The 23,720-nt window shown below is 70.3% G+C and carries 22 protein-coding genes and 1 rRNA gene; 5 read left to right on the forward strand and 18 right to left on the reverse strand.

What is annotated here, in order from left to right:
* Nucleotides 1-92 (forward strand): 5S ribosomal RNA (gene rrf / locus ACZ6BG_RS38405); the annotation flags it as partial.
* A gap of 67 nt (nt 93-159) precedes the next feature.
* Here the strand turns inward: rrf and ACZ6BG_RS38410 are convergent.
* Genes ACZ6BG_RS38410 through ACZ6BG_RS38425 form a run of 4 tightly spaced genes read right to left on the reverse strand, consistent with a single transcriptional unit; the run spans nt 160 to nt 3,897 of the window.
* Nucleotides 160-840 (reverse strand): response regulator, encoded by a 681-nt coding sequence (locus tag ACZ6BG_RS38410; RefSeq protein ID WP_469010867.1) that lies wholly within the window; start codon nt 838-840, stop codon nt 160-162.
* On the reverse strand, nt 837-2,129 hold the full coding sequence (locus ACZ6BG_RS38415; protein ID WP_469010869.1) for a sensor histidine kinase: 1,293 nt from the start codon (nt 2,127-2,129) through the stop codon (nt 837-839). Before ACZ6BG_RS38415 ends, ACZ6BG_RS38410 begins: the two co-directional genes overlap by 4 nt.
* Before the next feature lie 35 nt (nt 2,130-2,164).
* Complete coding sequence (locus tag ACZ6BG_RS38420; RefSeq protein ID WP_469010872.1) at nt 2,165-2,971, reverse strand: ABC transporter permease; 807 nt, start codon at nt 2,969-2,971, stop codon at nt 2,165-2,167.
* Nucleotides 2,968-3,897, reverse strand: a complete 930-nt coding sequence (locus tag ACZ6BG_RS38425) for an ABC transporter ATP-binding protein (RefSeq protein WP_469010873.1) — start codon at nt 3,895-3,897, stop codon at nt 2,968-2,970. Before ACZ6BG_RS38425 ends, ACZ6BG_RS38420 begins: the two co-directional genes overlap by 4 nt.
* A gap of 157 nt (nt 3,898-4,054) precedes the next feature.
* Here ACZ6BG_RS38425 and ACZ6BG_RS38430 point away from each other — a divergent pair, with 157 nt between their 5' ends.
* A complete protein-coding gene (locus ACZ6BG_RS38430; protein ID WP_469010875.1) occupies nt 4,055-4,618 on the forward strand; it encodes a GNAT family N-acetyltransferase in 564 nt (187 codons plus the stop codon).
* Between the two features lie 59 nt (nt 4,619-4,677).
* Here ACZ6BG_RS38430 and ACZ6BG_RS38435 read toward each other — a convergent pair whose 3' ends face one another.
* The 11 genes from ACZ6BG_RS38435 to mycP all read right to left on the reverse strand — a co-directional run bounded on the left by ACZ6BG_RS38435 (nt 4,678) and on the right by mycP (nt 19,141).
* The gene (locus ACZ6BG_RS38435; protein ID WP_469010877.1) at nt 4,678-6,288 is read right to left on the reverse strand and encodes a type IV secretory system conjugative DNA transfer family protein; all 1,611 of its coding nucleotides are present in this window, start codon (nt 6,286-6,288) and stop codon (nt 4,678-4,680) included.
* 1 nt (nt 6,289) lies between these two features.
* Nucleotides 6,290-7,720, reverse strand: coding sequence for an ATP-binding protein (locus ACZ6BG_RS38440; protein ID WP_030363591.1), 1,431 nt, complete (start codon nt 7,718-7,720; stop codon nt 6,290-6,292).
* A 28-nt stretch (nt 7,721-7,748) separates the two neighbouring features.
* Nucleotides 7,749-9,308: an SCO6880 family protein gene (locus ACZ6BG_RS38445; protein ID WP_469010880.1), complete on the reverse strand. Its 1,560-nt coding sequence runs from the start codon at nt 9,306-9,308 to the stop codon at nt 7,749-7,751.
* The gene (locus tag ACZ6BG_RS38450) at nt 9,305-10,645 is read right to left on the reverse strand and encodes a hypothetical protein (protein WP_469010883.1); all 1,341 of its coding nucleotides are present in this window, start codon (nt 10,643-10,645) and stop codon (nt 9,305-9,307) included. Before ACZ6BG_RS38450 ends, ACZ6BG_RS38445 begins: the two co-directional genes overlap by 4 nt.
* Nucleotides 10,635-11,468 (reverse strand): hypothetical protein, encoded by an 834-nt coding sequence (locus tag ACZ6BG_RS38455; protein WP_469010887.1) that lies wholly within the window; start codon nt 11,466-11,468, stop codon nt 10,635-10,637. Before ACZ6BG_RS38455 ends, ACZ6BG_RS38450 begins: the two co-directional genes overlap by 11 nt.
* Nucleotides 11,469-11,649: 181 nt before the next feature.
* A complete protein-coding gene (locus ACZ6BG_RS38460) occupies nt 11,650-11,958 on the reverse strand; it encodes a hypothetical protein (RefSeq protein ID WP_030363595.1) in 309 nt (102 codons plus the stop codon).
* Nucleotides 11,959-12,268: 310 nt separating this feature from the next.
* Nucleotides 12,269-14,281, reverse strand: a complete 2,013-nt coding sequence (locus ACZ6BG_RS38465) for a hypothetical protein (RefSeq protein ID WP_469010891.1) — start codon at nt 14,279-14,281, stop codon at nt 12,269-12,271.
* A 213-nt stretch (nt 14,282-14,494) separates the two neighbouring features.
* Nucleotides 14,495-15,175, reverse strand: coding sequence for a hypothetical protein (locus ACZ6BG_RS38470; RefSeq protein WP_469010893.1), 681 nt, complete (start codon nt 15,173-15,175; stop codon nt 14,495-14,497).
* Nucleotides 15,175-17,451, reverse strand: coding sequence for a hypothetical protein (locus ACZ6BG_RS38475; RefSeq protein WP_469010896.1), 2,277 nt, complete (start codon nt 17,449-17,451; stop codon nt 15,175-15,177). Before ACZ6BG_RS38475 ends, ACZ6BG_RS38470 begins: the two co-directional genes overlap by 1 nt.
* A 9-nt stretch (nt 17,452-17,460) precedes the next feature.
* Entirely contained in the window at nt 17,461-17,892 is a 432-nt protein-coding gene (locus ACZ6BG_RS38480) for a hypothetical protein (RefSeq protein WP_469010898.1), read from the reverse strand.
* 1 nt (nt 17,893) lies between these two features.
* Nucleotides 17,894-19,141, reverse strand: a complete 1,248-nt coding sequence (gene mycP / locus ACZ6BG_RS38485) for a type VII secretion-associated serine protease mycosin (protein ID WP_469010901.1) — start codon at nt 19,139-19,141, stop codon at nt 17,894-17,896.
* Between the two features lie 1,186 nt (nt 19,142-20,327).
* Between mycP and ACZ6BG_RS38490 the strand changes: the two genes are divergently transcribed.
* Together ACZ6BG_RS38490 and ACZ6BG_RS38495 are read left to right on the forward strand one after the other, a co-directional pair.
* Complete coding sequence (locus tag ACZ6BG_RS38490; RefSeq protein WP_469010903.1) at nt 20,328-20,729, forward strand: hypothetical protein; 402 nt, start codon at nt 20,328-20,330, stop codon at nt 20,727-20,729.
* A gap of 584 nt (nt 20,730-21,313) precedes the next feature.
* A complete protein-coding gene (locus ACZ6BG_RS38495) occupies nt 21,314-21,784 on the forward strand; it encodes a flavodoxin family protein (RefSeq protein WP_469010905.1) in 471 nt (156 codons plus the stop codon).
* A gap of 47 nt (nt 21,785-21,831) precedes the next feature.
* On the opposite strand, the gene ACZ6BG_RS38500 is transcribed toward ACZ6BG_RS38495, so the two are convergent.
* From ACZ6BG_RS38500 to ACZ6BG_RS38510, 3 genes are read right to left on the reverse strand one after another with little or no spacing between them, the layout of a single operon-like run.
* A complete protein-coding gene (locus ACZ6BG_RS38500; protein WP_469010907.1) occupies nt 21,832-22,053 on the reverse strand; it encodes a DUF397 domain-containing protein in 222 nt (73 codons plus the stop codon).
* Nucleotides 22,046-22,234, reverse strand: a complete 189-nt coding sequence (locus ACZ6BG_RS38505) for a DUF397 domain-containing protein (protein ID WP_469010911.1) — start codon at nt 22,232-22,234, stop codon at nt 22,046-22,048. Before ACZ6BG_RS38505 ends, ACZ6BG_RS38500 begins: the two co-directional genes overlap by 8 nt.
* Before the next feature lie 10 nt (nt 22,235-22,244).
* The gene (locus ACZ6BG_RS38510) at nt 22,245-23,090 is read right to left on the reverse strand and encodes a helix-turn-helix domain-containing protein (protein ID WP_469010914.1); all 846 of its coding nucleotides are present in this window, start codon (nt 23,088-23,090) and stop codon (nt 22,245-22,247) included.
* 196 nt (nt 23,091-23,286) lie between these two features.
* Here ACZ6BG_RS38510 and ACZ6BG_RS38515 point away from each other — a divergent pair, with 196 nt between their 5' ends.
* On the forward strand, nt 23,287-23,706 hold the full coding sequence (locus ACZ6BG_RS38515; protein WP_469010916.1) for an ATP-binding protein: 420 nt from the start codon (nt 23,287-23,289) through the stop codon (nt 23,704-23,706).
* Nucleotides 23,707-23,720: the final 14 nt, after the last annotated feature.

Below are 23,720 nucleotides of genomic sequence, written 5' to 3' on the forward strand. Positions count from 1 at the left end.
CGCCCGGTTACATTCCGAACCCGGAAGCTAAGCCTTACAGCGCCGATGGTACTGCAGGGGGGACCCTGTGGGAGAGTAGGACGCCGCCGAACTAATTGTAGAGAAAACCCCCGTGCCATTCGGCACGGGGGTTTTCTGCGTTCCGGGGCATTTCCCGTACTACGACGGGCGCACCAGTTTCGTGTCGTACGCCAGAATGACCGCCTGCACGCGGTCCCGTGCGCCCGTCTTCGCGAGGATGCGGCCCACATGCGTCTTCACCGTCGACTCCGCGAGATGCAGCCGGGCGGCGATCTCCGTGTTCGTCCAGCCCTGGCCGATCACCGTGAGGATGTGGAGCTCGCGTTCCGTCAGGGACGACAGGCGCGGGTGCTTCGCGGGATCAGCCGAGCCGGACTCGGTGTCCGTGCCCGTCGGCAGCTGGTCCGCGAACGTGTCCAGGAGGCGACGCGTCAGCCGAGGCGCCACCACCGCGTCCCCCGTGGCCACCGCGCGGACCCCCGAAAGCAGCTCCTCCGGCAGCGCGTCCTTGATGAGGAAACCCGACGCCCCCGCCCGCAGCCCCGCGTACGCGTACTCGTCCAGGTCGAACGTCGTCAGGATCAGGACCCGCGTACTGGAGCCCGAAGCGACGATCCGGCGCGTGGCCTCGATGCCGTCCATGTCCGGCATCCGCACATCCATCAGGACCACGTCGGGACGCAGACCGGACGTCATGCGGACCGCGTCCGTGCCGTTGCCGCCCTCGCCCACCACCGTCATGTCGTCCTGGCTCTCCAAGAGCATGCGGAAGCCGAAACGCTGCAAGGGCTGGTCGTCGACTATGAGGACGGTCGTCACTGAGCGGATTCCTTAAGTGGGATGGGGAGGGGAGCGGTGGCGCGGGGGAGATGGAGCCTGACCTGCCAGCCCGGCTCGGGGTGCGGGCGCGGGCCGGCCTCAAGTGTGCCCGCGTACAAGGCGGTTCGTTCCCGCATGCCGGTCAGGCCGCGGCCCCCGTCGGCCGGCGCGCCGCCCTGCCCGGTGTCCGTGACCGACACCGACACGCCGTCCGCCGCGTACGAGACCTCGACCGTCGCCGTCGCCCCGGGGCCCGCGTGCTTCATGGTGTTCGTCAGGGCCTCCTGCACCACGCGGTACACGGTGAGTTGCTGGCCCTGGGGCAGGGAGTCGGCGCGGCCGTGGAACGTGCTGCGGACGGGCAGGCCCGCGGAGCGGACGCCGTCGATGAGGCGGTCCAGGTCGGTGAGGGCGGGCTGCGGGGCCAACTCGGCGGTCTCGGCGGCCTCCTCGCGCAGGACGTCCAGGAGGCGGCGCAGTTCGGCGAGGGCCTGGCGGCTCGTGGAGCCGATGGCGTCCAGGGCCTGCGCGGCGCGCTCGGGGGACTTGGTGGCCGCGTACTTGCCGCCGTCGGCGAGGCCGGTGATGACGGACAGGTTGTGGCCGATGATGTCGTGCATCTCGCGGGCGATGCGGGTGCGTTCGGCGGCGGCGGCGAGCCGTGCCTGCTGGTCGCGTTCGACTTCGAGTTGGCGGGCGCGCTCGACGAGGGCGCGGGTGTAGTCCTGGCGGGAGCGCACCGCGATGCCGAGCAGCGCGACGAGGGTGTACGCCCACACCTGCGGGACGATCTGCTGGTCCCAACTGCCGGTCGGATAGCGGACCGTGCCCACCACCAGGGGCACCAGCATCAGTACGCCCGCCCACCCCAGCGTCTTCAGGGGAAGTCGCAGCGCGATGTTGAACAGGGCGATGAGCTGGACCAGGGCGATCTGGAGCATCGCGCCGGACGCGCTGTTGACCACGCCGAACCCCACCATGACGGTGAGGACCGCCATCGGCCGGGTGCGGCGCCACAGCAGCGGCAGCGACATGCCGAGGGTCAGGGTGGCGACGAGCCAGCCGGGGAGGTCCGTGTTGTGCGCGATGTTGCGCCAGCCGCCGCCCAGGTAGTCGATGCCGGCCGCCACGACGAAGAACCCCGTCACGAGCAGGTCCCAGACCAGCGGGCGGCGGCCGTCGAAGGCGCGCGCCCGCTGGGTCAGCCGCTGCACGTGCCGGGTGAGCGGGTGCTGGTCCACGTCTTGGGTCACCGGCTCATCCTCGTACACGTACTGGATCTCGTACATGCGCCCGATCCTCACCTGTCGACTCGTGCCCGGGCTCACACGTCGCGGCGCTTGAGCAGGGCCGATGCCGTCACGAGGATGGCCGCCGCCCACAGGGTGAGGGCGAGGAGGCCCGTGCCCGCGGACACGCTGTTCTCGACGCGGGTGATCGAGCCGAGGGACGCGGAGGCCTGCGCCGGGAAGTACCTGACGGCGGTGTCGACCGCGTCGAGGGGGAGCGTGCCGATGACCTCCGGCAGGACCAGGACGGCGCCGACGAACGCGCCGATGCCGCCGGGCACGGAGCGGAAGAGCGCGCCCATGCCGAGGGCGATCAGGCTGAGCAGCGTGATGGCGGCGGCGCTGCCCGCGAGGGCGCCGAGGACGCCGGAGTCGGTGAGGGACAGCTCCTTGTCGGTGTCGGCGAGCCAGATCTGGGCGACGAGGAACGTGACGACGTTCGTGACGAAGGACAGGGTGAAGGCGACCGTCGCGAAGACCGCGGTCTTGGACCACAGGACGGGCCGGCGGCGTGGGACGGCGGTCAGGGAGGCGCGGATCATGCCGGTCGCGTACTCGCCCGCGGTGACGAGGATGCCGAGGACGGCGAGGCAGATCTGGGAGAGCTGGGTGCCGAAGAGGACGAAGACGACCGTGTCGATGTCGGAGTCGTCGCCGTCGTAGGTGGAGCCCATGGTGATGCCGACGGCGAGGACGAGGGCGGTCGCGGTGATCAGGGTGATCCAGGTGGAGCGCAGCGTCCACAGCTTGTGCCACTCCGAGCGCAGGACGCGGGCCGGGGTGACGCGGTACGGGCTCCGGGTCGGGGCGGGGGCGGGCGGGGTGAGGGTGTCCGTGGTCATGCCGCGGCTCCTTCCAGGGGGGTGACGTACTCGACGGAGTCGTGGGTGAGGTCCATGAAGGCCTGCTCCAGGGACGCGCTGTGCGGGGTGAGTTCGAACAGGGGGATGGCGTGGGCGGCGGCGGTGCGGCCGATGTGCTCGGCGTCGGTGCCGCGGATGTCGAGGGTGCCGGAGGCGCTGCTGGTGATGGTCACGGCGGGGCCCGCGAGGAGTTCGGCGAGGTGGGCGGCGGCGGGGGAGACGACCTTGACGGAGCCGGTGCCCGAGTCCCGTACGAAGCGCTCGACCGTGGTGTCCGCGAGCAGCTTGCCGCGGCCGATGATGATGAGGTGGTCGGCGGTCACGGCCATCTCGCTCATCAGGTGCGAGGAGACGAGGACGGTGCGGCCCTCGGCGGCCTGGGCCTTGAGGAGGTTGCGGATCCACAGGACGCCCTCCGGGTCGAGGCCGTTGACCGGCTCGTCGAGGATGAGGGTCGCGGGGTCGCCGAGCAGGGCGGCCGCGATGCCGAGGCGTTGGCCCATGCCCAGGGAGAAGCCCTTCACGCGGCGGCCCGCGACGTCCGTGAGGCCGGTCGTGGCGAGGACGTCCTCGACGCGGGAGCGCGGGATGCCGTGGGTGTGGGCGAGCGCCATGAGGTGGTGGTACGCGGAGCGCCCCGGGTGGATCGAGCGGGCCTCCAGGAGCGCGCCGACCTCCGTGAGGGGCGCGCTGTGCGCGGCGTACGCCCGGCCGCCGATCGTGCAGCGTCCGGCCGTCGGTGCGTCCAGGCCGAGGAGCATGCGCATGGTCGTGGACTTGCCGGCGCCGTTGGGGCCGAGGAAGCCGGTGACGGTGCCGGGGCGGACCTCGAAGGAGAGGTCGTCGACGGCGGTCTTGGGGTTCTTCCCGCCATAGCGTTTGGTGAGTCCGTGTGCCCGAATCATGGCTCGATGGTCGCGTCGGGGCGGGGGCGGGCGCGTCGGACCGGGGTCTCTTCGTCGGGTGGGGAGTAGTACCGGGGTACGACGGCGGGGGCGGTGGCCGTGGGGGCGCCGGGGCAATTGCGTTGCGCGTGGCGGCCCGTCCGCTCAAGATCGGTGTATGGAACACCTCATACGCCCCGTGCGCGCCGACGAATGGCGACAGGTCCGTGAGCTGCGGCTCCTTGCCCTGCGGGACCCGGCTGCGCCGGTCGCCTTCCTGGAGACGTACGAGAACGCCGTCGCGCGGCCCGACGACTTCTGGCAGGACCGTGCCACCGGCTCCGCCGCGCCGGGCGGTTCGGTGCGGCAGTTCATCGCGGAGGGGCCGGACGGCGTCTGGGCGGGTTCGGTGACGGTGCTGATCGAGGAGCCGGGTACGCAGGGGGTGCTCGGCGCGGGCCCTTCGGTGCGGCAGGCGCATCTCGTGGGGGTCTTCGTCCGGGCCGAGCACCGGGGCACGGGGGTGACCGAGGCGCTGTTCTCGGCGGCCGTCGGCTGGGCCCGGGCCACGGACGGCGAGGGGGCCGGGGTGGAGCGGGTGCGGTTGTTCGTGCACGAGGACAATCCGCGCGCGGAGGCGTTCTACCGGAAGTTCGGGTTCGTGCCCAGCGGGGAGGTCGTGCCGGTGCCGGGGGATCCGGGGGCGCGGGAGCGGGAGATGGTGCTGGGCCGGGCGGCCTGAACACCACATCGCGCCAGATAGAACGCTCGTTTTGGATGGGGTACGTGGTCCAGCGGATCTCAGCCCGTCAGCTCGTCGTGGGGCCAGCGGGCGCGGCCCTGTTCGCGGGAGCGGAGCAGGGCCAGGGTGGGCATGCCCCGCTCCGGTCCGGTGGCGAGCAGCTCCGGCAGTTGCGGGAGCGGGGCGACCGCGGCGACGTCGTCCAGGACGAGCGTCATTGGTGGGTCGAGCCGACCGGAGGATGACCGTTCGGCCATGCGCCGGCCGTGCTCGACCACGCTGGAGGCGAGTGCCGTCAGGAGCGGCATCGCGCCGGGGTTCGTCTTGGGGTCCTCGATCGCCTCACCCACCACAAAAAGCGTGCCCCCTTCATCGATGAAGGAATCCAGAGTGAGGGCGTCAGTTCGGTTCGGCGTGCAGGATTCTCGTACGTTGACCGTGAACAGGGCGGAGAGGGCGCGGGCCGTCAACTCCTGGGCGATGTCCCGGCGTTCGGTGTGCGCGGTCAGGGCCGACTCCAGTTCGCCCGCTGCGCCCGAGGCGGCCTTGGGGTGGGTGCGCAGGACACGGACGGCGTCCTGGACCTGGGTGCCCTGGGCCCAGCGGTGGACGTGCTTGATGTTCCGGCCGTCGATGGCTGCGGCGTGCAGGAAGCTGCGGAGCAGGGTTTCCGCCGTGTCGGCCACCGCGGTGTCCAGCTTGGCGCTGGGCCTTATCGGGGCGAGGAGGGATCTTGCCCGGTGGGCGGCTGTCTGGTTGTCCTCGCAGCCGGTGGTGGGGGGCCAGTGGAGGCGGGCCGGGGTGTCGCACAGGTGCGAGGGGTCGTAGACCAGGACGGGGCCGAGCTTCGCCCGGGCGTCCTTGGTCTCCTCCCACAGGGTGGGGTCCGAGGTGATGACCAGGGCGGCGGATTCCGCGTCCGCGATGGCTTGGGCTGCCAGGGGGCGACGGGTTTCCGGGGTGCCTAGGACCAGGGGGGTACGGGGGGTGGGGACCGTGGGGGTTTTGGCTGGCTCGACCTCGGTGGGCGCCGGGGTCGGCGGGGTGGCCGTCTCCGTCGGGGCGCCGTCGGCCTGCGCCGACTTCGGGCCGGGATCCGCCCTGTGAGCGGACCAGTTGCCCACAGCAGGAGCAGGAGCAGGAGCAGGAGCAGGAGCAGGAGCAGGAGCAGGGGCAGGGGCGGGGGCAGGTAGGGCGGTGGGCGCTGGGCTGTCCGCGGCGGGTGCGGACTGGTCCTGCGCGGGAGTCGGCGCTCTCCGCGAGTCGGACCGGCGTGCTCTGCGTACCGCTCTGTAGCGCGTCACCGTTCCCATGACGAAGATCGTGAGGACGATGAGGATCATCACCTGGCCGATGAGGAAGCCCCAGAGGAGGCCGTAGCCGGAGAGTTGGGTGGCGGGGGTGTCGGGCCAGGCGCCGTGGACGTCGTGGGGTTCCTGGGCGAGGTGGCGTACCGCGGGCGGGGTCTTGCCGAAGGTCACGCCGTCCGGCCAGGAGCCGTGGGCCCACCAGGCCGCGATGCCCGTGGACGACCAGATCAGGACGACCATGCCGAGCACGAAGGCGAGGCCGCCCACGAGCAGGCCGTCCGGCACGCCGCCGCGCCCGCCCGTGCCCTGTCCGGCGGGGCCGTGGCCGCCGGGCCCCTGCCCGTGCCGTTCCTGCCCCATGTCACGCCACCGTCGAGCGGGAGCCGGAGGACCCGGCGGGTCCGTCGCCCATCTGCTGTTCCATGTACGCGGCCCTTTCCTCCGCCTCCCGTTCGGCCGCCGCGAGGGCGTCGTCGGCGAGCAGGTCGCTCGCGGACTCCGTCATGGCGCGGTCGGTGAAGACGAGGGGGCGTTCCGTGTCCGTGATGAGGTGCTTGACCACCTGGACGTTGCCGTTGACGTCCCAGACCGCGATGCCGGGGGTCAGGGTGGGGATGATCTCCACGGCCCAGCGGGGCAGGCCGAGGACGCGGCCGGTGGCGCGGGCCTCGTCGGCCTTCTGGGCGTAGATCGTGCGGGTGGACGCCATCTTGAGGATCGCCGCCGCCTCCTTCGCGGCGGCGCCGTCGACGACGTCGGAGAGGTGGTGGACGACCGCGACGAAGGACAGGCCGAGGCGGCGGCCGAACTTCAGGAGGCGCTGGAAGAGCTGCGCGACGAAGGGCGAGTTGATGATGTGCCAGGCCTCCTCGACGAGGAAGATGCGCTTCTTCCGGTCGGGGCGGATCCAGGTGTGCTCCAGCCACACGCCGACGATCGCCATGAGGATGGGCATGGCGATGGAGTTGCGGTCGATGTGGGACAGGTCGAAGACGATGAGGGGGGCGTCGAGGTCGATGCCGACGGTCGTGGGGCCGTCGAACATGCCGCGCAGGTCGCCGTCCACGAGGCGGTCGAGGACGAGGGCCACGTCCAGGCCCCAGGCCCGGACGTCGTCTATGGCGACGTTCATGGCCTCGGCGGACTCCGGTTCGGGGTGGCGGAGCTGTTCGACGATGTCGGTGAGGACGGGCTGGCGGTCGACGATGGTCTCGTTGACGTAGGCGTGCGCGACCTTCAGGGCGAAGCCGGAGCGTTCGTCGAGGCCGTGGCCCATGGCGACTTCGATGATGGTGCGGAGCAGCGCGAGCTGGCCGGTCGTGGTGATCGCCGGGTCGAGGGGGTTGAGGCGGATGCCCATGTCGAGGGCGGCGGTCGGGTCGAGCCGGATGGGAGTTATGCCCAGCTCCTGGGCGATGAGGTTCCACTCGCCGACGCCGTCCTCGCCCTGCGCGTCCAGGACGACGACCTGGCGGTCCTTGAAGCGGAGCTGGCGCAGGACGTACGTCTTCTCCAGGGCGGACTTGCCGTTGCCGGACTCGCCGAGCACCAGCCAGTGCGGTGCCGGGAGCTGCTGGCCGTACAGCTGGAACGGGTCGTAGATGTAGCCCTTGCCGGAGTACACCTCGCGGCCGATGATCACGCCGGAGTCGCCGAGGCCGGGTGCGGCCGTCGGCAGGTAGACCGCCTGGGCCTGGCCCGTCGACGTGCGCACCGGCAGGCGGGTGGTCTCCACCTTCCCGAACAGGAAGGACGTGAACGCGTCCGTGAGGACGGTCAGCGGGTCCCGCATCGCACCTTCACACCCCTACCGTTGAGGTTCATCGCCGGATGCCGGTCGCGAACGGCAGCGTGTTCACAAATGCCCGGTGGTGCTCGCGGTCGCACCACTCCAGCTTCAGATACGACTTTCCGGCCGAAGCCCGGATGGTCCGCTTGTCGCGGGCGAGGGCTTCGGGGGAGCGGGACGACACCGTGATGTAGCCGACCAGGTTGACGCCCGCGGCGCCGCTCGCCAGGTCCTCGCCGCGCTGGTCGAGGCGGGAGTGGGAGGCGATGTCGCGGGGGTCGACGGTGCGGTTCATCTTGGCCTGGCGGCTGGCCTCGGCCTCGTCGTTGGTCTTCTCGGTGAGCATCCGCTCGATGGCGACCTCGGTGGGTTCCAGGTCCATGGTGACGGCGACGGTGCGGATGACGTCGGGCGTGTGGACGAGCAGCGGGGCGAGGAAGTTGACGCCGACGGGCGTCATCGGCCACTCCTTCACCCAGGCCGTGGCGTGGCACCAGGGGGCGCGGGTGGTCGACTCGCGGGTCTTCGCCTGGAGGTACGTCGGCTCCATCGCGTCCAGCTCGGCGGGCCAGGCGTTGCGCTTGGTCATGGCCTGGAGGTGGTCGATGGGGTGGTCGGGGTCGTACATGGAGTGCACGAGGGAGGCGAGGCGGCCCTGGCCGAGGGGCTGGCGGACGCGGATGTCGGCTTCCTGGAGGCGGGAGCAGATGTCGGTGAGCTCGCGGGCCATGACGACGGCGAGCCCGGCGTCCTTGTCGAGCTTCCTTCCGCCGTGCGGGCGCGAGGCGCGGGCCATGGCCTGGGCCTCGGCGGCGAGGTCGCGGGAGTAGTGCATGCAGGCGACGAGGTAGGCGCGGTGCTGCTCGCTGCTGGTGGAGACCATCGACTGGAGCTGTTCGTAGCTGTGCTGGAGCCAGGGCAGCGCGCGGTCGTCGCCGCGCGCGGTGACGTCCTTGGCGTGTGCGTCGGGGTCGGCGGGCAGCGTACGGGCCAGCATCTGAATGCGTGTCACGAAGCCGTCGCCGTTGGCGACGTGCTTGAGGAGCGTGCCGAAGCGGTCGACGAGGGCTTCCTGGTCCTCGCTGTCGCGCAGGCCGACGCCGGGGCCCTCGATCTCGATGGCGGCGGTGACGGTGCGCCGGTCGGCGTGCAGGAGGACGGCGATCTCGTCCGGGCCGAAGGGCGCGGCGAGCCAGTTGATGCGGCCGATGCCGGGCGGCGGGCCGATCTCGACCTCGCGCCCGTCGAGGCGCACCCCGGCCTCGGCGACGCCGGAGCGGTAGGCGGTGCCGCGCCGCAGCGAGCGTTTGAAGCTGCGGTTGATCTCGAACCACTTGTAGAAGGTGCGGCCCTTGTAGGGGAGGTACACCGCCGCGATCGCGATCAGGGGGAAGCCCATGAGCAGCAGGATGCGCGGGAGGAGGAAGGGGATGAGGATGCCGCACATCATGCCGAGAAAGGCGCCGCCGATGATCAGGGCGATCTCGCCGGTCTCGCGGTTGCGGCCGATGATGGCGTTCGGCCGGGCGCGGCCGATCAGATAGGTGCGGCGGGGCGTGACCGGTGGGGACACATGGGACTGGGTCGTCAACGCCCTTCACCTCCAGAGCGGTTGGTACTTCCGGTGCGGTCGCCCGCGTGCGGCGTGCTCGACGGGCTCGTGCGGGGCGGGGGTGCGGCGGAGGGGACAGTTCCGCCGCCGTTCGGGGAGCCGGAGCGGTGGCCGTGGGTGGACACACCGCTGCCGACGGCGTTGGCCGTGGCGGGCTGGGGCGGGGTGTCGCCGCCGCCCGCCTTGCCGCCGCCGGCCTTGCCGTTGGAGCGGGCGCTGTGGGTGCGGATGCCCTGGGCGACCCAGGCGGCGGGCGAGTTGAGGGCGGTGGCGGCGCGGTTCTCGGCGCCGCGCATCAGGCGGTTGTTGCGGGTGGCCATGATGTCGTCGCCGAAGCCGGGGACGAAGCGGTAGATGGAGGCGCTGGCGAAGATGGCGAGGAGGATGACGGAGAGCCCGGAGACGACGGCGGACAGCGAGTCGGGTCCGTCCTCGCCCTGGAGGGCGCCCGCGATGCCGAGCACGATCACGATGATCGGCTTCACCAGGATGATCGCGACCATCAGGCCCGCCCAGCGGCGGATGCGGCCCCAGGTGTTCTTGTCGACGAGCCCCGAGTAGACGACGGTGCCGAGGAGCGCGCCGACGTACAGCATGGCGGCGCGGATCACCAGCTCCAGGCAGAGGATGCCCGCGGCGGCGATGGACACGGCGGACACGACGATCAGCATGATCGGGCCGCCGCCGATGTCGGTGCCCTTGTCCAGGGCCTGCGAGAACGTGCCGAAGAACTTGTCGGTCTCGCCGCCCACGGACTTGGCGAGCACCTCGGAGATGCCGTCGGTCGCGGACACGACGGTGGCGAGGATCAGCGGGGTGAACGCCGAGGCGAGCACCGTCAGCCACAGGAATCCGATGGCCTCGGACAGCGCGGTGAGCATGGGGACGCCGCGGATCGCGCGCTTGGCGACCGCGAGCAGCCACACGATCAGCGTCAGGACGGTCGACGCGGCGAACACCACGGCGTACTGCTGGAGGAACTTCTCGTTGGTGAAGTCCACCGCGGCGGTGTCGTTCACGTACTCCGTGAGCTTGTTGACGATCCAGGACGCGGCGTCGCCGAAGCCGCGGGCGAGGGAGGAGAGCGGGTCGAGCTTGGAGAAGGCGCCGTCGTCGGCGGGGGACCTGGGGGCGCCGCCTCCGCCTCCACCGCCGCCTTCGCCCCGTTCGCAGTACTTCTTGGCCGGGCCGCGGATGAGTTCGCAAGGGTCGTCGGGCTCCGCCGCGGCGCGGGTGGCCAGCATGAGGACGGCGGTCTGTACGGCGGCCAGGGCGCCGGTGAGTGACAGGACGCGACGTCGGGTGCTACCGGGCATAGGTGAACCCTCCGTACTCCTCCACGGCCTTCGCCATGTCGTCGGCGGTGGAGGCCCGCTGGTCGCGGCCGACCGGGACGGGGCCGTCCTTCTGCTTGAAGTCGGCGACCTTCCAGTCGCCGGCGACCCAACGCATCTCGTACGTGTTCGTGAACCAGCTCTCGGTCACGGGGTTCTCGGCGTTCTCGCCCGCGAGGCCGAAGAGCGAGGAGTACCAGATCTCGACGGTCGCCGAGCCCCCGCCGAACTTGGTGACCTTGGTGCCGACCGGGATGGTGCGGGACACGAAGGTCATGCCGTCGGGCGCCTTGCCGTCCTTGGTCAGGCCGATCCGGGACAGGAACGACTCGCCCGTGTACGCCTTGTCCAGCTCGGGCTTGCGCTGGCTGGCGGCGGTCGGGGTGTAGACGGCGTCGACGATCGCGTGCCGCCCGGACGTGTTGAACATGTCGGCCGAGCCGAGCGCCACGGCGTAGTTCGCCGTCGCGCTCTCCACGCCCTGCTGGGTCTTCGGGAACCCGGAAGGAATGCCCGCCGCACCCTTCCCACTCACCGGCTTCTCCCCGGTAGGCGCCGTAGGAGCCGCCTCCGTCCCCTTGCCGCCCCCGCGCCCCCCGTCCCCGCCCCCGTCGGACGACGAGTCGTCGCGGTTGGCGAAGGCGATGGCGGCGATGAGGAGGACGACGACGCCGATGACGGTGACGACGCTGCGGGAGGGGGAACGTGCGGGTCTGCGGGAGCCGTACCCGTCGGCGCCGCCGCCCTCCGGGAGCCGCGTCCGGGTCTCGCCCGTGCCGCCGAAGAGGTCATCGTCATCGCTCATGCCGCGTACGCCCCCTCAACCTCTTGCTTGACCGCGCTATCCGCCAGGTGCACCCGGTACGACGGTAGCCGGGCCGGCTCCCGCGCGGGCGCGGTGTGGTGACTGGACATCAGGGAGTTGCAACCTCAGCCGGTGGGCGCGTCGGACGGGGGAGTACCCGGTGGCAGCCGGGGAACGGGTGTCAGACCGCCATGCCGTACACGATGGTGAACAGCGTGCCCAGCGAGCCGATGATGAAGACGCCGGTGAGACCGGCGATGATCAGGCCTTTGCCCTGTTCCGCGCTGAAGGTGTCGCGCAGGGCCGTCGCGCCGATGCGTTGTTTGGCGGCGCCCCAGATCGCGATGCCGAGGCACAGCAGGATGGCGACCGCCATCACCACCTCGATCATCACGCGCGCCTCGTTGCCCAGGCTCCCGAAGGGGCCCCAGTCGGGGGCGATCCCACCGATGATGGTGTTGATGTCGCCCTTCTCGGCTGCCATAAGCATGTGTAACTCACCGCCCCTAGTGGGTTGTTCTCGCGCCTCTGCCCGCCTCTGCCTACCCAGTGCAGAGGACGAGGCTCATTGTCGCTGACAATCGGTCCGGCGCGTGCCGCCTTGACGTCATTTGTTGGCCGACTTCGTACGTTTCGTCGTACGCAGCCCGCGTAGGCGTTCGGCGGCGGGCGCAGAACGCTATACGAAGGAACGTATGGTCACTCTGTGTATCACGAGGGGTGACGTCGGGCAATGAATGCCCGGCGTGGCCACTGACGTCAACTCAGGCGGGCCCGGGGCGCGGCTTGCGGACGGGGCGTCAGGTTCGGGGCGAGAAGTCGCCGAAGCCGCCGCGGACGACGTAGGCGCAGTCCGTGTAGCGGTAGCCGCCCTGCACCTTGGCTCCGTCGCTGTGGTCGCGGACCAGGTTGCCGGCGCCGGTGCCGCGCTTGTAGAGGAAGTGGTACTCGCCGGCGGGCAGCCGCAGGGTCTTCTGCGGGTAGCTCCTGCCGCTGGCCTTGCAGGCCTTGGCGCGTCCTTCGGTCCTGGTGCTGTACGTGGTGCAGCCGAGGCAGGCGCCGAGCTTGATGCTGCCGGTGGCGGGGCCGGTGAAGAGGACCTCGACGGCGCTGGGGCCGTCGTTCTTGATGATGAACTCCTGGCCGGAGCCGGGTCCGCGCTGCGCGGGCAGCTTGCGGCCCGCCTGCGGGCGGGCGGCGGCGACCTCGGCGGCGATGGCGATGGTGCGGGCGCGCTTGCTCCTGCCGCTGTCCTTGTACGTGTCGGCGTAGCCCGAGAGGGTCTCGGCGGCGTCGGTGTAGCGGCCGTCCTTGAAGTCGTCGACGCCGCAGGCGTAGCTGCCGGACTGGATGGTGCTCGCGGTCTTGGCGCGGAGCGAGGCGGCGGTGTCGCCGGGCAGGGTCTCGGCGGTGGTGCGGATGGCGCGCAGCTCGGTGGTGGCCGAGCAGGGGTCGGGGCCCTTCAGTTCGTCGGCGCGCTCGTCGATCGCGGCGCGGATGCCGGGGACGACCTTGGCGGCGGCGTCGGACTTGGGGAAGGTGCTCATCAGCTCCCGCAGGTCGGTGCCGCCGCCGGTCTTGCCGAGCGAGGTCATGCCGCAGGCGTGCAGGGAGTCGGCGAGGCGGTTGTCGGGCCAGGTGGCGAGGCGGCCGAGGCGGTCCTCGCCGAGGCTGTCGGGCAGGGTGCGCAGATACTTCAGCGGCTCGATGGCCTCGCAGTACTGGCGGCCGGCGTAGGGCGCGGCGACGGCTTTGTAGTACGTGTCGAGGCGGTCGGGGACGCGGTCGGCGGCGCGCGAGTCGGCGTGGTCGCGGAGGAGGCCGCGGTAGGTGCCGAGGGCGTCGCGGTACTCGCTCTCGGTGGCCGTGAACGGGCGGCCCTCCTGGGCCTTGACGAGCCGGTCGGCCTTGTCGAGGCGGTCGAGCAGCATCTGTTCGACGGCCTCGTCCTGGGCGGAGTCGTAGGCGAGCGCGCCGGAGGCGGGTACGGCGAGCAGGACGACGCCGAGCCCGGCGGCGAGGGGTGCGCGCAGCCGCCAGCCGATGGGCGCGCGGCGGGCGCGGCGGGCGGCGTCGGCGGCGGCGAGCACCAGCACGACGGCGTACCCGAGGAGGGCGCCGCCGGGTACGCCGTCGACGTCGGCGGGCAGGGCGACGAGGAGCAGCGCGGCGGTGGCCACCCAGCACAGGGCGGCGGGGATCCAGGCGCGGATCAGCACGTATCCGAGGCCGAGGCCGGTGAGGTTGAGCAGGGCGGCGGCTAGGGGGCGCAGGGGCTCGGGCGGGCCGGGGTCGGGCGCGGGGGCCCGGGGCGTGACCGGGGGTTCGAGGAGTTCAGGGGTGCCGTAGGGGGAGGCGGGTGGTGCGGGTGGGGTGGGCGTGCCGGGCGGTGCGGTCGCGCCATGCGATGTGGGCGCGGCGGGCTGGGCGTGGGGCGGCTGCTGGGGCGGGCCGTAGGCGGGCGGCGGGCCGTAGGCGGCCGGGGCGGGCTGAGCAGGATGGGCGGATGGGGCAGGTGGGGTGGTGGGGGCGTACGCGGGCGGTGGTGGCGGTGCCGTGGGCTGGGCGGGTGTGGTGGGCGGCACGGACTGCGTGGGCTGCGCGGGCTGCGTGGGTGTGGCGGGCGGCGCAGGTGCGGCAGGCGTGGCCGGGGGCGCGGGCGGCGCGGGCGTGGCCGGGGGCGGGCCGAAGTTGCCCTCGGTCTCGTCGGGGCGGCGGTCCTGAGGCTCGTCGGGACGGCGGTCCCCGGTCTCGTCAGGACGGCGGTCCTGGGGCTCGCCTCTGGGCTCGTCACGAGGTCCATCGGTTGCCAACGTCGGCTCCCCCTAGCCGTAGGGCGCACACCTCGAACACGGGTGTGCGCACGGGCCGACGCTCCCCATCCCCACAGGGTCGACCCAACTCCCCTACATTCCACCGAAGTTGGCGCTGCGTCAATCGCCCGTAACGGGCGGTTTCCGCTCCGGCGCACGCCGCCTCCGACCGGGCGAGGTGACGGCTGCTCCGGCACGTGCCCGTGGCGAAGGTCAGTCCTTGACGGAAGGGGGGAGGGTCGTGGGGATCTGCGGGTTGTTGGCGCACTTGAATCCGTCGGCCATCACTTTGGCTGAGTGGAGGAGGTGTTGGAGGTGGGTGCGGTAGCTGCTCAGGTCGTCGGTGAGGAGGTCGGTCATTGACCCTGCAAGCGTCACATCATTCAGTTGTGAGGCGGGCGCCCCAGGTATTCCACACCTGACGTGGACGTAGTACCTCCGCTTGTCAGGATAGCGGCTCTTCTCGTAGATGAGCTTTGCGTCCGGCCCGAGATCGACTGAGATCAATCCGACGTTAGGGCCCGGGAATTCGTCGAAGGGAAAAGCGGCTGCGCTGTAGGCCAGAATGAACTGGGCGCTGGGCCCGCGCTCGGGGGCTTCTGAATAGCACATCACAGATCGTGCGGTGCTCCGGAATGCGGACTCGTCTGGATTCCAGCCGGGGACCTTTTTGCGGAATTTCTCGGCCGCGTGGGCGATCGTCTCGGAGGTGTTCGGGTTCAGCTTGGGCACCTTGGCGCTTTCTTTGAGCCAGGTCATTCCTTCCTTTCCTAGGAGTTTCTCGCAGTCCCGGCTCTCGCGTCGCGTGTCCCGCTTCTCGGCGCTGCCGGTGCAGCCACCCACGGCGAGGAGCGCACAGGCCAGGGCAGCTGCCGTAAGCCGGAGGTTCCGCATCAGTGGCCCCTCGCATCGTCGGTGTCCGTCTTGGTGTCACCATGACCGTACTCGTCCTCCAGATTTTTCACGTATTTGGCCATTTGGCCTCCGTCTATCCCTTCGGATTGCGCATAGTTGATGATCGGAGCCATGGCATTGCTCTGGCCCGCTGCCTTCGCCGCGTCGATGCTGTCGATCGCCTGCTGGCTATTGTCGTACTCGTCGGCCTTCAGCCAGTCGAGAGTGTTCGTGCTGAAAGTCTCCACAGCCCCGCCCCCGACCTCGAACGCAAGAGGGACAGCGATGGCGGCAGCTGCTCCTGCGGGGATGACGGTGGCCGCCCCTACCCCAACGCCCGTGCCGATAATGGCGCTCGCGGCGAAGTTCCGCCATCCGGCTTGTTTTTGCAATGCCTCATTACGTTTGGCCTCTTCGTCGGCGAACTCCTTGCCGATGGCCTCGAACCGGGCTTCATCAAGCGCGCCGTGCACCCTGAGGCTGTATCCAGCAGCACCCATGGCGGCGTCATGGTCATTTCCCTGAGCCGCCATGAGGCTGGCACCGTAGACCTGCTGGGCGCTGGATACCGTCGCGTACGAGTCCTGATCCGAGGCCAGAGCGCGAAGGAAGTTCGGGGTCCCGGATCCTAGATGGACCAGGTGCTTCTTATCCGCATCGAGCAGTTCGCCGACGTCGGTCACCCCCAGGGTGCGTCCGAAGTCGGCGTTCGTGTACGTGAGGCTGTCGACATGCCCCGCAGCCATCCGCGCCAGACTGTCCCGCATCCCGGGCTGCCCATCGATCAGATCGGCGCTCCCATAGTGGTCAACGACCCTCTTCATGAGGTCGGTCCGGTCCTGGCGTGCTTCGATCTGCGCGTCGGTCTTCATCGGGGGGATCTCGGGGGTCTTGTCGTCATACGCGTACCCGAGCGTCGCCGACTCCAGCGCGTGCCCGAGGCTCGCGTACCCGGCCGGTTTGCCGTCCTCGCCCTGTGGCCACGAGCGGACGTCGGGTGCGTTGTCCTCGTCGCCCTTGGCGCCCACCAAGTAGTCGTAGTTGTCGATCGGCTCAAGGCCATCGCCCTGCGTGGAGCCCTTGAAGAACGCGGCTGAGGCGCCGGGGTTGTGGGCCAGGCCCTCCAGGAAACCGGCGACGGGGTCGTTCGGCTTGTCCGAAGGCGGGTAGTCGAGCTGGCTGTCGAAGCCCCAGAGGTTTCCGGGGTTGCCGTAAGCGGGGCTCTTCCCCTTCTCCCGCTCGAACTCGATCAGCTTCGTGCCGTAGTCGTTGAGGAAGCCCGATGCGAACTTCCCCTTCTTCATGAGGCTGCTGGCGATCTGGAATCCGTAGGGGCCCTGGATTCCATCGGGCAGCGGGAACTTCTTGTCCCCGGCCGCGATGACGTCGCGTTTCCACTCGTCCATGGCCGGGGTGTCGACGTGCGTGGCGTTCGCCAGCGACATGCTGAGGTTGTCCTGGACGTGGGCCAGCATCTTGGCCCGGTCGCCCTCGATGTCTGCGCCGGGAGGTGCGGCGAGGTCGCGCCAGAACTGGAGAGTTCCCTCGCCGCCCAGACTCGTGGCGAGCGTGGCGGTGAAGGCCTTGTTGTCCCGCTGGTTTCTCAGCGAGTCGTTGAAGCGGGCGAGTTCCTTGTCGCTCCACTCGCTGACATCGCCCTCCTTGATCTTCTTCGCCCAGTACTCGGCTTCCTTCTTGCCCTGCCTGGCGTCCGCTGCGGCGAGGTCCTTGGGGCCGCCGGAGCGGAAGTCGTGCTTGTTCTTCGCGATGCCGCGAAGGGCCTCGGCTGCGATCCGGTCGGTCTCGGTGGCTTCCCACAGGATCCGGGTGACCCGCTCGGCCGCGGCGTCCAGCTCCGCTTGGCTGGGCTTGTCCGTGATCTCGCTGCCGAGGAGCCCCTTCGGGTGGGCGTAGCGCGCTGTGCCGTTCTCCTCGTGGCGGATCCGCCGCGTGCGCCCGTGGTCGATGGCGGTCTGGAGGTCGCTCTTGTGCTTGGCGAGGTCGCTGTGCGTATCGCGCAGCAGGCTCAGGATCGTCTTCGCCTCGGCGGCCGCCTGGCTGAACTCGCGGCTGGTCTTGGTGATGAACTCCCGCGTCACGGTGGCGTTCACGCCGTGCCAGTCGGCGGAGCCCGCCTGCTGGGCCAGGTCGGCGGCGGAGATCCCGTCCTTGCCCTCGGCCAGCCGCTGCAGGCGGCCGGCCATGGTCTGCCAGTCGGTGACGGCTTCCTGTAGCTTCCCCAGGCGGAGTTCAAGCAGATCCGAGACGGTCAGCACCAGTTCCCCTTACGCCAGGTATCGCGAGATGGCCGAGGCCTTGATGGACGTCGCGACCTTGTCCTCGTCCTTGGCATGCTGAGAGCGGGCGAAGTCCAGGCCGTTGGAGATGTGGGCGCAGGCGTCCTTGAGCACCTTGGCCTTGCTGTTCCACGCGTCGTGCAACTCGGTGAGCGCGGCGCCGGTGTCCAGGCCGTCGTTCCCCAGCTCGACGGAGGCGTCGAACGTGGCCTGCCGGGCGTGGTCACTGTCCACACGGAACCGCTCTCGCAGGTCGTACGCCATGTTGCCGAGCCGCCCGAGTTCGTTGTCGTGGACGACGAGGTCCTTGCCACCCCCGCCCTCGCCCCCGCGCCCGGTCGGCAGCTGGTTCAGTCGCATCCGCCCGGCCTGCCGCTCAGCGGCATCTGCCTTGAGCTGCGCCCACTCCTCCCACGCCATGTCATGGCCTCCCGAACACGTTGGGGGACGTAGCGGCCCGGCGCCTGCGGGCGACGGCCACCGCGGCGACCACGCCGCCGATCAGCGCGGCAGCGCCGACTCCCAGGCCGACCTTGGCTGTTGTGCCGATGCCGCCGCCGTCGCCGTCGTCGGAATTGTCCTGTGCCGCCGATCCGGGGGCGGTTGACGGGGTGGGCGACGTGGCCTTCGGCTTGGGCTCGGGCATGGACTGCTTGAGGTCCGGCAGGGGGTATTCGTCCGGCGCCCCCGGGTCACCCGGCTTCTCCAGAGCGACCCGGGGGCGCACGATGCCGTAGCCGATGGAGTCGTTGCGCTTCGCGCCGTCCGTGGGGGCGCCGATGGTGTTGAGCATGACCCGCAGGACCTGGTTGTTGGTCCAGTCAGGGTGTTTGGACCAGATGAGGGCGGCGCTGGCAGAGGCGAGGGCGGTGGCGTTGCTGGTGCCGTGAGTGTTGCAGATGCCCTTGCCTGACGCGCACGTCGTGTAGATCTCGTCACCGGGTGCGGCGAGGTCCACCTGGGGGCCGTACTGGGACTCCTTTGTCTTGCGGAGGCTCTTGCTCACGGATCCGACGCCGACCACCCCCGGCGTACCCGCTGGGTAGCGAAGCGCCGAGATCCCCTCGTTGCCGACTCCGGCGAAAACGAGCGAGCCTTTGTCCAGGGCGTACCGCACAGCCGCAGTGAGCTGTGGTGACCCCTTGACAAGCGCCATCGAGATGTTGATGACCTTCGCACCGTGATCGGCTGCGTAGCGGATGCCACGGCTGAAGCGCTTGTTGTCCCTGATGATGTGCTGATTGGCGTTCAGCCCGTCGTCCTGGACTCGGATGGGGAGAACCTTGGCGCCCGGCGCGAGGCCGAGAGAGCCGCTTCCGCCATTGCCCCTGCCTGTTCCCGCGATCATGAGTGACATGTAAGTGCCGTGCCCTTGCGGGTCGGTGTGTTCGTCTCCGGCCTTCCCCGGCGCCAGGTCCATGCCCGGAAGCACTTGGCCCCGCAGATCCGGCAACTCGGCGTTGACACCCGTGTCGATGACAGCGACGGTGACGCCCTTGCCCGTACTGGTCTGCCACATCTTCTCGGCCTGCATGGCGCTGAGGTGCCACTGCTTCTCTCGTACGGACTCCGCGTGAGCGGGTGTGGCCGCGACGCCTGTCAGCAGGAGGCCCACGGCACCCGAGGCGATGTTCCGCCACCGTGTGTGGTGCGGTGTCCTGGCAGCCATCTGCACTCTCATGACCTCGTGGTTTCTGGGGTGGGGGTATGCATGTCAGTCGATGACGGGCGGGACGACCCGGCGGCCGTCCGGGCGCCAGGTGTCCTGGTCCTCAGTGAGGTAGTCCGGTCTGCCGTCTCGTTGCTCGTCGCGTCGTGAGCGTGAGGGCTGAGTCGTGTTCGGCGGCATGGCGCCCCGCATCGGTCCCTGCCGCTGGGGCTGCCCGCCTGCGATGCCGTTGGGGGCACTCATCGGTCGCTGTCCCGCTGCCGCGCCTCGTCCGGCGCCCGGCCCTCCCGGGCCCGTCCCCGCAGGAGTCCCGCCGACGACCGCACCTCGGGGTATGCCTCCGGTCGGCCCGCCGGGGACGGACGGCGTGGGACGACCGCCGACGATGCCGGGGCCGCTTGGCATACGTCCAGCAGGCGGGCCCGCAGGTGGAACCCTGGGAGTGCCCCCGACCACCGGTTGCGCCGGGCCCGTCGGGCGCGGAGGCAGAGGCTGACCCCCACTGTGCGTACGCCCGGGGGCCGGTCCTACCGGTCCACTACCTGCCCGTCCGGGAGCAGGACCCACTGGTCCACCACCCGCCGTCCGTCCCGGAGGAGGCCCCACCAGCCCGCCCCCGGGCGGCAGTAGTGAACGTCCCCCTGGCCCAACTGGCCCTGGCCCCGGCGGAATCGTGGGGTTTGCCGGCGGGCTCGGTTGCCGTCCCGAAGATGGCGGAAACAGACCTATGGGTTGAGCCGTCCCGTCGGGCCTGACCGGGGTCGACGTGCCGTCGGGAGGGGAGGACGGTGGTGCCGATGAGACGTCTGGGAGCGTTGTCGTTCCGTCGACCTGGACGCCTACAGGGTCCGGGACTTGGGGTGCAGGTCGCGGCGCGGTGCCAGGCGGCAGATCGGGTGCTGGCCCCGACCCGGTGGGGCCTGGGACGGCAGTTGGCGGCTGGGGCGGTGCGCCCGAGGGCGGCGCACCCGGCAGCGCTCCTCCAGGCTCCCCACCCGATGGTCCGGTCCCGCCGCCCCCACTGGGCGGCGACTCGTTGATAGCCAACCCCACCGGCGGCGGCGTAACCTCCGGCGGCAACGGCCGAAACCGAGGCCTCTCCAACCCCTCCAACTGCCCAGCCGCCAACTGATACGCCTGCCCCAGCTTCCGCATCTCCGCCGCGGCCTCCTGGCGCACCTTCTCCTTGGCCGCCTCGATCCGCTCCAGCTCACCCGCCGACTTCGCGCCCACCGCCCGCGCGTCCGGATCGTTGGGCGCGGCCTGCGCCGCCTTCAAGTTGCCCTGCGCGCCGCCCTTGTCACGCGGAATCGACGCCTGCGCGGTAGCAATCGCCTCCGACGCCCGCGACAGCCACCTCGCCGACTCCTCGCTGAAGTCACCAAGGCGGAGCGTGGAGTTGGCCAGATCGCCGCTCCACGTACGGAACGCCGTCGCGCCCTCGCCCTTCCACCGCACCCACTGCGGCCGCACCTTCAACTCGTCCGCGATCTTGCGGATCTCCGCAGCCGCGGCGACGAGCCGGTCGGCGGCCGCCTGGACCTGTCCCGCGTTCGCCTGGTCGAGCCACGCCAGCATCTGCTCATGACTCATCGACTCAAAAGACGTGCCGCCCTTGCCGCCCATCAGGCCGCCCCTCCCGCGTCCCCTGCCGGATCCTGCGTACGCCGGTTCGCCCGGCCCGGCCCCTGCCCGGCACCAGCCCTCCCCACCGGCCCCACCTCTGGAACGACCACACGGCCCAGGCTCGATCGCGCGGCGAGCGCATAGCTTTTGCGAACCACCAGGCAACTCTAGTCACTGGGCATGACAGCTTGTATCTGAACGATCACTCATGCGATCAGATTCAGGCCAGGACGAGACAGCCACGAGACATCCATGAGGCCCGCCAACGGGAGTCAGCTCAGGGGACGTTGCACGATCCAGGACATTCGCACCGGTACACGCGAGTCCAACACCACGCGATATCAGCCAAAGCCCGCCCCTCCTCGGCTCAGCGCGGCGGCTTGCGGTGCTATTCCTTCGAACTTCCGACGCCTTCCAGGCCCTCCAGGCCCTCCACGCCCTCCACGCCCTCCACGAAGCGGTGTGCCTGCCATCACACCCGAGTGGTGTCACACCTGACGTCGCTGCGGTGTCTTCATGGCGGAAGCGAGAGAAGGGACCGTGAAGATGAAGGCCGTCATCGTGTGCGCCTCCGTGTCGCACGGCAATACGCGTCGTGTCGCCGACTGCATGGCCCAGGTACTGGACGCGAAGGTCGTCTCCCCCGAGCAGGCCGACCTGGCGGAGCTGGCCGATGCCGACCTCGTGGGATTCGGCTCGGGCGTCTTCTACCAGAGGCTCCACCCCCGCCTGATCAACTTCGTCAAGGCGCTGCCCACCGGGCGGGGCCGGGCATTCGTGTTCGCCACCAGCGGGCTTCCCGAGCTGCCGCTGGCGCCCTTCTCCCGCCCCTTGGCCAAGCTCCTGGAAGGCAAGGGCTTTGAGGTGGACGGGAACTTCTCGTGCCGGGCGTTGGACACCATGGGGCCCTTCAAGCTGGTCGGCGGCATCCAGAAACAGCGGCCGAACGAAGGGGACCTGGCTGCCGCGCGGGCGTTCGCCGCGCGGCTGCGGGACGGGCAAGGACCGCTTTCCTGACACGCGCCGCGTGCGCCGCGTCGCCGGGAGGCGGCAGGCAGCGCGTACTAGACCCCTTCAACGAAGTGGTCGAACTCGCCCGCCCGTACGCCGAGGACGAAGGCGTCCCACTTTTTGCGGGTGGTCGTGACGACGTTGTCCGGGGCGTCGGTCGTGCGCAGGTAGACGGCGTCGTCCGCGCCGAAGGCGAGCTCGATCCAGGGGCCGGGGCCGTCTTCGCCTTCGGGGGCGGTTCGGGTCCAGTCGAGGTCCGGGGGCACGTCAGGCACGGCTGGGGCTCTCCTTCGCAGCGCGGAGGAGAGCGGCGAACGCGGTGCGCGGTGCGGAGAGTATGACTTGGGCCGGGTCGGCGCTCTCCGTGAGGCGGATGTTGCGGGCGCCTGCTGTGGACACGTGTATGCAGGAGTTGCCCTCGGAGCAGTAGGACGACTTCTGCCAGGGGGAGTTCATCGGTACTCCTTCACAGGTCTTGCATGATGGCGAGGACCAGGTCCCGGGACTTGGCGGGGGAGAGCGCGGCGCTGTCGATGCGCTCGAAGAGAGTCCTGTACTTGTGAAGTTGGGCCTCGGCGTCGAGGAACGCCAGACCGTGGGACTGGTCCAACTGAACTGTGTCCAGTTGCGGCACCGGTCCGTTCACGAAGTAGATCGACTGCCCTGAGCCCGGGTAGGCACCGGCGTCGAAGGTGATGGCACGCACAGTGACGTGGCTGCGTTCGCTCATGTCGAGGATGTGCTGAAGCTGTTCGCGTGCCGTCGCCGGGCCGCCAACCTTCATGCGGAGCGCCGCCTCGTGGATGACGGCGTGATACGGCGTGGGAGTGTCCGCGTACAGGATGGTCTGTCGTTTGATCCGGAACGAGAGCCTGTGTTCGATGTCCGGTGGGGAGAGTGCCGTAACGGCGTGACGGAAGATCTCGCGAGCGTAGGCGTGCGTCTGGAGCAAGCCTGGGATGCGTGCCGTGGTGCTGTCCCGCACGGCCCGTGCATGGTGTTCCAGCTCGGCCAGGTCGAGGAGTGAACCGGGCAGAAGTTCGCGGTACTGCTCCCACCAGCCGCGTGTGCGGTCGCTCGCCATGGTGGCCAGGGCGTCGACGAGATCCTTGTCCGGGCACTCGTAATGGCTGGCCAGTAGCCGCACACGGTCCGGGCTCACGCCCATGCGGCCCGACTCCATGTTGCTGACCTGGTTCTGCTTCATGCCGAGGAGTTGACCTGCCTCGGTGGACGTCAGTCCCGCCCGCTCCCGAAGTTTGCGCAGCTCCGCGCCCAAACGGAGTTGGCGTCCCGTCGGGTTGGATCTCACGGTTCGCTCTGCCTCTCGCTCCGACTGACTCACCCACACGAGTGGTGGAACAGCCCTTTTCGGCAACATCGATAATTCCTTATCGGTGCGCCGCTACCTTATAGCCGGGCCCCCACCCCAGAAGCACCCCGCTCGACGGAGCGGCAACGGTCACTGGGCACGACCCCGCAACTCCCCTGCGTGAACGGAGACTTCCATGACCACCGTAAACCCGTCCTGGGCCTACACCCTCCACCTCCCGCACGATCCCCGCGCACCGGGGGTCGCCCGCGCACACGTACGGGCCGTGCTCGCCGCCCACGGGCTCGCCGAACTCACGCCGACCGCCGAGCTCCTGGCCGCCGAGATGCTCAACAACGCCCAGCTGCACACCGACGGGGCCTACGGCCTCGGGCTTCAGCCTTCCGCCCCGGGTGGGGTCCGCGTAGCCGTCTGGGACACCAGTCCCGTCATCCCGCCGGGGTTCGGGGCGGCGGTGCCCCCGGACGACGGCACGCCCTCGCGGTGGGCGGAGGGCGGCCGGGGGCTGTGCCTGGTGCGCGCGTGTTCCCACTCGTGGGGCGCGTACGCGAGTCCGGGGCGCGGCGGGAAGCTTCTGTGGGCCGCGTGTTCGTGAGTCCCTCGCCAGGG

This window comes from Streptomyces sp. NPDC041205 (assembly GCF_055591765.1).